The 2,068-nt window shown below is 71.0% G+C and carries 1 protein-coding gene and 1 pseudogene; one reads left to right on the forward strand and one right to left on the reverse strand.

Annotated features, from left to right (window positions below):
• A pseudogene (locus G6030_RS16390) lies at positions 1-271 on the reverse strand (aminodeoxychorismate synthase component I); the annotation flags it as partial.
• 119 nt (positions 272-390) lie between these two features.
• On the opposite strand from G6030_RS16390, the gene G6030_RS04850 reads away from it, so the two are divergent.
• Positions 391-2,068 (forward strand): BCCT family transporter (locus tag G6030_RS04850; RefSeq protein WP_347238579.1); only part of this gene is annotated, 1,678 nt, incomplete at its 3' end.

A 2,068-nucleotide genomic window follows, 5' to 3' on the forward strand; every position in this document is an offset into this window, starting at 1 on the left:
CGTCGGGGTAGGAGCGGAAGCCCAATGTGAGGCCGGGGTCGGCGTCGGTGCCGGGGGCGCCGTCCGTGGCGGGCGGGGTGCCGGGGTCGACGACGACGAGGGCATCGGTCCCGAACGCATCGGCCGGGGCGACAGGAGCCAGTCTTGCCGACGGGGCGATCACCGCGGCCGCGCCCAGCCAGTCCCCGAGGAACGCGGCCGGTGGCGGCAGGCCCTCGCGCTCGGCACGGCGCGCGCAGGCGTTCAGGACTCTGAGCGGATCCGGCGGCATCTCCGCCCACGTGTGCACCCGTCCAACCTGGCAGATCGCCCGCGGCGGGGTCCAGCCGGGGGCCGGGTGAAAGGGAGTTTAACCCTCCCTCGGGTCAGATCCGTGCTAGGCCTGTCAGGGTGACCACCAACGACGAGAAGACTCCATCTCCTCCGCCCTCCGATCCCCCCGTGGCCGGCGACGCCGTGTTCCCGCGGGGCCTCAGCCGGGGCGTGTTCGTCCCCGCGCTCGTCCTGGTCGGCGCGGTGCTCGTCTGGGGACTGGGCTTCACGGACTCCTTCCAGTCGGCGTCCACGGCGGCGTTCGACTGGACCGCCCGGAGCGTGGACTGGCTGTTCGTGCTCGCGGCGACCGTGTTCGTGGCGTTCGTCCTGTGGCTGGCTCTCAGCAAGTACGGCAACGTGCGCCTGGGCGGCGACGCCGAGCGGCCGCAGTTCCGCACCACCAGCTGGATCTCGATGATGTTCGCCGCCGGTATGGGCATCGGCCTGATGTTCTACGGCGTGTCCGAGCCGCTGAGCCACTACATCGACACCCCGCCCGGCGCCCGGCCCGGCGTGACCACCGCGATGGCCACCACCACCTTCCACTGGACCGCCCACGCGTGGGCGGTGTACGCGGTGGTCGGGCTGGCCCTGGCGCTCACCGCCTACCGCTACGGCGGGCGGCACCTCATCTCCAGCGCGTTCGTCCCGCTGATCGGGCCGAAGCGGGCGCTGGGCTGGCAGGGCAAGGTCCTCGACATCCTGGCGATCTTCGCCACCGTCTTCGGCACCGCGGCCTCCCTGGGCCTGGGTGCGCTGCAGATCCGGGCGGGCCTGGCCGAGACCGGCACCGTCTCCGCCGAGAGCGCGGCCGCCGCCGTGGGCATCATCATCGTCCTGGGCATGTGCTTCGTGGCCTCGGCGGTGTCGGGCATCGACCGCGGCATCCAGTTCCTGTCCAACACCAACATGGTCCTCGCCGTGGCCCTGGCGCTCTTCGTCCTGGTCGCCTCGGGCTCCGCGGTGTTCATGCTCGACCTGGTGCCCACCTCGCTGGGCGGGTACATCGGCACCTTCTTCGACATGGCGTCGCGCACCGGCGCGAGCGTCGACGGCACGGCCGGTGAGTGGCTGTCCGGCTGGACGGTCTTCTACTGGGCGTGGTGGATCTCGTGGTCGCCCTTCGTCGGCATGTTCCTGGCCCGCATCTCGCGCGGCCGCACGATCCGCGAGTTCGTGATCGGCGTGATGATCGTGCCCAGCGTGCTGAGCATCCTGTGGTTCTCCATCTTCGGCGGCGCCGCCCTGGACCTCGAGCTCCAGGGGCGCAGCATCTACGGCGACGGTGACTCGACCCTGCAGCTGTTCGCCCTGTTCGGCGAGCTGCCGTTCACGACGATCCTGTCGTTCGTCGCGATCATCCTCATCTCGATCTTCTTCATCACCGGCGCCGACTCGGCCTCGATCGTCATGGCCGGCATGTCCGAGAACGGCGCGGAGGAGCCCAAGCGGTGGCTGGTCGTGCTGTGGGGCGGCCTCACCGCCGCCGTCGCGATCCTCATGCTGCTGCCCGGCCTGCGGGAGGGTGAGCCGGAGACCGCGCTCAACAGCCTGCAGAACCTCACGATCATCGCCGCGTCCCCGTTCGTGCTGGTGCTGGGCGCGCTGTGCGTCGCGATCGTCAAGGCGCTGACCAGCGACCCGTTCATCACCGAGAAGGTCTACCTGCTGCCGAGATCGGAACGCCGCCGCCGCGACAAGCGGCTGTTGCGGGCCGATCGGGAGGCCGCGGCGCCGACCGCCGCTCCAGCCG

It is taken from the genome of Dietzia sp. E1 (genome assembly GCF_014145015.1).
Taxonomy (GTDB): Bacteria; Actinomycetota; Actinomycetes; order Mycobacteriales; family Mycobacteriaceae; genus Dietzia; species Dietzia cinnamea_A.